8 protein-coding genes and 1 pseudogene are annotated in these 6,852 nt (G+C 61.9%); 4 read left to right on the forward strand and 5 right to left on the reverse strand.

The genetic code is table 11. The features are described from left to right. The 5 genes from D477_RS01285 to D477_RS21585 all read right to left on the reverse strand — a co-directional run. Positions 1-465: transketolase family protein (locus D477_RS01285; protein WP_005266501.1), on the reverse strand; the 465-nt coding region annotated here is incomplete at its 3' end. Further along, entirely contained in the window at positions 462-1,301 is an 840-nt protein-coding gene (locus D477_RS01290) for a transketolase (protein ID WP_005266502.1), read from the reverse strand. The genes D477_RS01285 and D477_RS01290, both read right to left, overlap by 4 nt. Then, entirely contained in the window at positions 1,298-1,645 is a 348-nt protein-coding gene (locus D477_RS01295) for a Dabb family protein (protein WP_005266505.1), read from the reverse strand. Before D477_RS01295 ends, D477_RS01290 begins: the two co-directional genes overlap by 4 nt. Before the next feature lie 9 nt (positions 1,646-1,654). Continuing rightward, positions 1,655-2,194 (reverse strand): flavin reductase family protein, encoded by a 540-nt coding sequence (locus D477_RS01300; RefSeq protein WP_005266506.1) that lies wholly within the window; start codon positions 2,192-2,194, stop codon positions 1,655-1,657. A 250-nt stretch (positions 2,195-2,444) separates the two neighbouring features. Next, positions 2,445-3,671, reverse strand: a complete 1,227-nt coding sequence (locus D477_RS21585; RefSeq protein WP_043845179.1) for a hypothetical protein — start codon at positions 3,669-3,671, stop codon at positions 2,445-2,447. A gap of 281 nt (positions 3,672-3,952) precedes the next feature. Here D477_RS21585 and D477_RS21590 point away from each other — a divergent pair, with 281 nt between their 5' ends. The 4 genes and pseudogenes from D477_RS21590 to D477_RS22125 all read left to right on the forward strand — a co-directional run. After that, positions 3,953-5,266 (forward strand): PucR family transcriptional regulator, encoded by a 1,314-nt coding sequence (locus D477_RS21590; RefSeq protein ID WP_190273496.1) that lies wholly within the window; start codon positions 3,953-3,955, stop codon positions 5,264-5,266. A gap of 161 nt (positions 5,267-5,427) precedes the next feature. Beyond that, positions 5,428-5,571 (forward strand): annotated as a pseudogene (locus D477_RS23790) (IS3 family transposase); the annotation flags it as partial. Between the two features lie 210 nt (positions 5,572-5,781). Then, on the forward strand, positions 5,782-6,360 hold the full coding sequence (locus D477_RS01310; RefSeq protein ID WP_005266508.1) for a recombinase family protein: 579 nt from the start codon (positions 5,782-5,784) through the stop codon (positions 6,358-6,360). A gap of 112 nt (positions 6,361-6,472) precedes the next feature. Further along, positions 6,473-6,852: hypothetical protein (locus D477_RS22125; protein ID WP_202804068.1), on the forward strand; the 380-nt coding region annotated here is incomplete at its 3' end.

A 6,852-nucleotide genomic window follows, 5' to 3' on the forward strand; every position in this document is an offset into this window, starting at 1 on the left:
CTCGACGGCGTCGGCCACGTCGATCACAGTCATGTTCGGCAGCACGCGCATCAGCGCGACGTCGTCGATCGCCTGATGGCTCGGCCCGCCCGGCGTGGACAGCCCCGGCATGAACCCGATGATCCGCACCGGCAGGTTCGGGTAGGCGATCGCGTTGGCGATCTGGTCGTACGGGCGCCGGGTCGCGAAGACGCCGAACGTGTGCACGAACGGGGTGAAGCCGGAGCGGGCCAGTGTGCCGGCCATCGACATCATGTTCGCCTCCGCCATGCCGGCGTGGACGAAGCGGTCCGGGAAGCGCTCCTGGAACAGGTCGATCTCGCACTGGCGCGTCAGGTCGCCGGTCAGGCAGAGTACGTCGGAGCGCTCCTCGGCGAGCTTCACCAGGGCCTGGCCGTACGGCTTGAGCGTGGTGGGGTACGGGGCGGTGCGGAAGCGCGCGGCTTCCGGTGCTTGCGTGGTCACAGGGTCTCCAGGGTCCGGGTCAGTTCCGCTTCGGCGGCGGCGGCCAGCTGCGGCGGAAGTTTGATGAAGTGGCCGTCGGCATCCTCCGGCAGGCAGTCCAGGCCGTGGACGGTGGACGTGCGGCAGATCAGCACGGACGGCTTGGCGGCCTCCGCGTCCGCTTTCCGGAGGGCAGTCACGACGGCGTCAATGTCGTGCCCGTCGATGTCCGCCACATGCCAGCCGAAGGACTCCCACTTCTCCCGCATCGGTTCAAGGGTCGTGATGGCGGAGATCGGGCCGTCGACCTGCGAATCGTTGGCGTCAAGGATGACGATCATGCGGTCCAGGCCGTGGTGTGCCGCGAAGATCGCGGCCTCCCAGGTCTGCCCCTCCTCGAGCTCGCCGTCGCTGATCAGTGCGAAGACCCGGCCGGCGTCCCCGCCCCGCAGCTTGTCTGCCAGGGCAAAACCGGCGGCGGCGGACAGGCCCTGCCCGAGCGAGCCGCAGGTGTAGTCAACGATCGGGGAGCTTTCGGTACCAATGGCTTCGAGGGACGAACCGTTCTTCCCGTAGCTGTCCAGCTCCTCGCGGCTCAGCAGTCCCAGCGCGCCGGCTGCCGCATAGGGGGCGATGATGTAGTGGCCCGGCGAGCAGACGAACCGGTCGCGGTCCCAGTCGAGGTCCGCGAAGACCGCGGCGACCTGCTCGGCGCTGGACAGGGCCTGGCCGAGGTAGCCGAAGCCCTGCGGCGCCACCATGCGGGTGGCCTCCAGCCGGATCTGGGCGGCCAGGCGCCGGGGGTCGATGTCTGCCGGCGGTTGCCGGCGGACCGGTGACTCGAGGTCGATGTTCACCGAGTGCTCCTTGTCGTGGGGGTTTCCAGGTTGGTGGCGGCGGTCGCGATCCCGCTGTGGTGGTCCATGGCGAAGCGTTCACTGCACAGCTCGTCCAGCTGTCCGAGCAGCCGCTGGTGGGCCGGGTGATCCCAATACTGGGACAGCCCGTCGTCGTCCAGACGCGCCAGGCAGCCGTGGCCGAATCCGCGCTGCAGGCCGGAGGGGTTGATGTTGCGGCCCCAACTGATCTCGTGCAAGGCGGCGCAGTCGCCGGCGATGGCGTCGGTGAATTCGGCCAGGGCCGTCTCCAGGTCGGCGTCGCGGCCCTCGGCGGCGGCAAAAAGTACGTAGTGCTCCAGCATCAATTGCTCCTAGTCCTGGTTCCGCGGGATGCCGTTGAACGAACCGAAGCCGCCCTTGAAGAAGAGCAGCGGCTCCCCCGGCCCCTTCTCGCCGAGGTCACGCACCCGGCCGAGAACCATGTAGTGGTCGCCCGCTTCGTAGACGTGCTCGACGCTGCACTCAATGAAGGCGAGGGCGCCGTCGAGCACCGGCGCTCCGGTCAGCCCGGGCTGCCAGTCGACGCCGGCGAACTTGTCAGTGCCGCTCTTGGCGAACCGCAGCCCCAGGTCCCGCCGGTCGACGGGCAGGATGTTCGCGCAAAAGCTTCCCGTACGTTCGATCTGCGGCCAGGTCTTCGACGTCTTCTGCGGGCTGAACATCACCAGCGGCGGCTCCAGCGAGATGCTCACCAGGGACTGCGCGGTCATGCCCACAGGTCCTTCAGCGGTCTGCGCGGTCATCACCGCGACCCCGGTGCAGAAATTCCCCAGCACCGAGCGCATGGCCCTGGCCATGTCCTGGGAGTCAACGATCCGGGCGGGGTGTTCCTTAGTAAGAGTGCTATTCACGATGTCTCCTTGCGGGGATCGGTGGTAAACCGGGTGCTGGGATGACGACGCGGTTCACCAGGGCTAGTGAAAGGAATTGGAAGGGGCCGCCGGAGATCAACACGGGCTCCTTGGCACCCCATCGCGCACGTTGCGGACCATGAAAAAGGCAGGTCTCTGGATCGGTTCTTCTGTTTGGCAGTGGACAGAGGAACTAGCCGGGCGTGCGGCCCTGGGAAGAAGGCTGGTGTGTGTCGATCCTCTTGAAGAGTTAGACCTGGATCGACAGGGGATTGTCGGCACCGAGCAGCAGGCGTCCGTACACTTCCTTGCCAATTTCGGGAGTTGCGAAGGCATGCCGCGCCCCGGTGTTCGCATCGCTCCAAATCCGGGCGAGTATGCTTCCTTCAGCAAAGGCGCTTGCACCGTTGGCAGTCATAAGCAGATCAATGGCTTCCTTGCACAGCGTGACGGCATGGCCGGTGTCCATCCGCATCCGGCCACGGGCCAAGGCGCTGGGCTGCTCACCCCGCTCGGCATAATTGTCGATGTCGTTGCAGGCCCGCGCGAGCAGAAGGTGGGCGGCATCGATGTTGCTTGCGGCCTGTGCGAGGGCAAGCTGGTGCGTTGGAGAGTTCTTCGCCTCCGTGTAAACGGTGTAACCAACAGGCCGGTTCGGCAACTTTCCCAAAGAGTATTCCAATGCAGCCTTGGCCATGCCAATAGCAGGTGCTGCCAGGATCACTGTTCCGACAGGCAGGAACGAAGCCCGCGAAATTGCTTCATCCTGTCCGTGGGAAGTCGCGTAACGCCCCTCCGCTAAATCCTCGAAGGTCTGCACCGCATGATCGGGGATGAATACGTCCTCAACGACAATCGTGTTACTGCCCGTCCCCCGCATTCCAACGGTGTACCAGGTGTCCTTAATGGTCCACTGATCCTTCGAAACCAAACCCAACGCCATCGTCGGCTTCCCATCTCGCCCATCGACCATCATGCCCAATGTGGCCCAGTCGGCAACGGCACTTCCAGACGCGAATGCATACTCCCCGCTTAGGACGTAGCCGCCTTCCGCCGTCTCGCCCCGACCGAGTTCATGCCGGCGTGTCATACCGGGGAAGAAGATGCCGCAGGCCTTGGCATTCGGGTTGCTCCCCCAGATTTCCTCCTGCGCGCTGTCGCTATAGGTCACTGCGAACCATGTGCAAGCATTGAGAAGTGCCGCTGACCAACCGGCTGCTCCATCAGCTTTTCCTAGCTCTATCAGGACCTCGATCATGGTGCGGACATTCGTTCCCGGGCCGCCCAGACGCTCAGGCACCAGAAGATTGAAGAGATGAGCCCCGTCAATCGCTTCAACTGCATGGGGGGTTATCTGACGGTCTTCCTGTCCTTGCTGGGCTTCTTCGCGGATTAGGTTGTAGAGGCTTCGAGCACGCTCAACGATTCCCTCATCGATCCCAGAATCAGTACGCTGTTCAACAGCCGTAGTAGTCATGTCCAGTTCCTTCTCGTTGGATGATTCCCCCCACAGAGGCTTAGTCATTTACTGTGATACAGCCCATATGTCTTCGCCCATGGTTTTTCTGGTGGAACTTTTGCCAGGTTTTATGCAGCGAGAACAAGTAGGGGCGTCAGGCGGCAAGGAACATGTACTCAATGCATATAACGATTGGTTTCCTTGTGGCCGAAACACGAAGAGTTTGCCTTCCTACGTGGGGTCATCCAGACTCTGACGCCACTGCAAGGAGCATAAAAAGACGCTGGAACGGAGGAACAATGAGCCTGTCCTGGGTCAGGAATCTGGATGCAACTCCAACAAGCCAGAGCTACAGTTCGCTGGCGACCAAACGCCGTGCGGCGTCTGTCATCGGTGAAGCCGCTGTGCGTTGGAGTATCCAAACCGGGCGACGGTTGGCCGATCAGATTCTGTTCAGTGTCACCGATCCCTCGGCACCGAGAGACATCGAGGAAATCGAAACACTTCGACGTGCAACTGAAGCCAGCACGTTGGACACACTGGCGGGGCTGGTCAGCGGCGACACATCATTTCTCGCCCGCTCAACGGAGCCCAGGGACAATGTGGCGTTCTACGTGGCCAGAGAAGTTCCCCTCCATGAAGTAGTTCGAATGGTCCATGTCGGCCAAGACTTCCTGACCCAAGAGCTTCTGAAAGGCATCGAGGAGATCGTCCCCCTGGAGCTACGACTGTCTACGGCTCAAGAGACAGCGCGTGAAGTCGCCGCCTGCTGGACGTGGCTCATACGCAACGTCTTGGAGCTTTACGCCGTCGAACTGGATGCATGGCGCAAGAGCCAGGCTGGCCGGCAGCAGGCAGTCATTTCGAGGATTCTCCAACGAAAGCCCCTCGACGCAGGCTCGGTAAGCAGGGAACTTCATTATGATCTCGGCCACTGGCACAGGGCTGTAATCCTGTGGCTAGAGGACATCGATATAGACAGTGCAAGGAGCTTCAACTTTGAGAAGTTGGCACAACGTATACACGAACGAAATTACCAACGCGCAAGCAGCTTGGCGCTTCGCTCTGGTATCGGAAGCATGGAGCTGTGGTTCGCCGGTACAACTCCAGCCGAGGCACCTCCGCTAACGGAACAGACATGGTGGCCGTCTTTTGTGCGGGCAGCGCAAGGGTCAGCAGCAAAGGGGATAGAGGGCATGCGTTCAACGCATGAACAAGCGAAGGACGCTGAGCGCATAGCCCGCCTGTCAACTCCTTCGGCAGTCCTGACCTCCTACGAGGGCATTGAGGTTGTGGCCATGCTCATGTCCTCTCCCTCGCGTGCCCGGGAACTCGTACTTCGACGGCTCGGTCCACTCGCAGAGGACACCGCACGTGCACGCGAACTGCGTGAGACTCTAGCAGCGCATATCGATACACAAGGGTCCTTAACAAAAACCGCTGAAAAGCTACACGCTCACCGGAATACAATCGCCTATCGAGTCCAACAAGCCAATGCGCTCCTACCCGAGGGGCAAAATTTCTTGGGGCTACGCGCTGCCCTCGAATTGGCCGCCATGTTCCCTAAGAACGTGTTGGGTCCACCCCCGGTTCAAATCACTCCTAACTTGTGAGGATTCATCTACTGCAGGAAGAGCGTTCCTAGGCCCAAGCCCTACCCCGCCGGGTTCCACCGCGAGGCCGTCGTGGTCTCTCGCAAGCACGAAGTGCCGGGAGCAGATCGCCAAGGACTACGGGACCTCCGGGGCGACCTGAACGTGCACCCGGAAGCCTGGCGTTCGGCTACCGGTTCATCGCCGACGAATCTCACCGGCCGTGGGCATCAGCGCCGAGGAAAACCGTGTGAAGCGGCATAAACCGCATGGCAGGCGCGCCTATTCACGAGGACCTCGTGAACCGGGATTTCACCGCGGCAGCTGTTCCTCCAAGCCCATCCGGTCGACAAGGCCACGTAGAGGATAAGGAAACACAGAGCCTCAGGTGTCCCAATAGCCGGTCCTTCACCGCGACACCTGATCAGCACTCCCCAACTCAGGAAAATCCCCTATAGACACTGGCCCCGTCGATTCGCGTATACCTCGCCCGCAAAAAAGCCCGGTGAAGGTGCCTCAACCGCTACACTCAGCGTGTGACTGCACACCTCGTCGGATACGCCCGCGTTTCAACCAACCAGCAGGACCTCACCGCACAGCGCAATGCACTCGCTGCCCTCGGCGTCCCCGAAGATCGGATCTACACCGACCACGGGCTGACAGGCACGAACCGCGCCCGCCCCGGACTGCGTGAAGCCATCGCCGCCGTCCGCGACGGCGACACCCTGGTCATCACCAAACTCGACCGGCTCGCCCGCTCCGTCCCCGACGCTCGCGACATCATCGAAGAGCTCACAAAGAAGAACGTGAAGCTCAGCATCGGCGGATCCATCCACGACCCGGCTGACCCGGTCGGCCGGCTCCTCTTCAACGTCCTGGCCATGGTCGCCGAATTCGAAGCCGACCTCATCCGCGCCCGCACCCGCGAAGGCATGCAGGTCGCCAAGGCCAAAGGCCGGCTCCGCGGGAAGCAGCCAAAACTTTCCAAGAGTCAGGAAGCCCACCTCGTCTCCCTATATAAGGGAGGAAACCACACCACCGCGGAGATCGCCGAACTGTTCAAGGTCGCGCGCAGCACCGTGTACCGCATCGTCCAGCGCACGCCCACCGCCTAGGGTGCGTTGCTTAGCCGTGCGTGACCCCGACGGACGGCTTAATGCACGGTGTCAGCGACGCCCGCTCAGGCCGGCGAGCCTTGATCCTCCTGCCGCCAAGTATGCTTTCCGTATGAACGACACCCGGCAGCTCAGTGCCCTTCTCGATGTGACAGAAGACCTAACCTTCAGTGGGCAAGCCAACGGAGGCGGTGTTGTCCGCTCGGGTGCACGACTGCATCTCTCTGGACAAATGAACGGACGCCTAACGGTTGAAAACGGCGCACATGCGCATCTTTCTGGTCAGCTCAACGGCACTGCGGAGGTCTTGGGCACTCTCGATGTCACAGGTCAGATCAACGGCCTCCTCCAAGTACCGGAATCTGGTCAGCTGATGTTCGCGACCGGCTCATCAATTGTCCGATCTGGGCGGACACTCGTGGTGAACGATTTGGGCGAGTTTCAGCCCCCGCAGAATGATGTCACTTCTTACATGATCAATGACGACACACC

This window comes from Arthrobacter crystallopoietes BAB-32 (assembly GCF_000328305.2).
Taxonomy (GTDB): Bacteria; Actinomycetota; Actinomycetes; order Actinomycetales; family Micrococcaceae; genus Crystallibacter; species Crystallibacter crystallopoietes_A.

What these genes read in the sequence shown, in the direction of transcription:
- D477_RS01295 (WP_005266505.1), bottom strand. Translation starts at nt 1,645, where the DNA reads ATGCTGGAGCACTACGTACTTTTTGCCGCCGCCGAGGGCCGCGACGCC.
- D477_RS21590 (WP_190273496.1), top strand. Translation starts at nt 3,953, where the DNA reads ATGAGCCTGTCCTGGGTCAGGAATCTGGATGCAACTCCAACAAGCCAG.
- D477_RS21585 (WP_043845179.1), bottom strand. Translation starts at nt 3,671, where the DNA reads ATGACTACTACGGCTGTTGAACAGCGTACTGATTCTGGGATCGATGAG.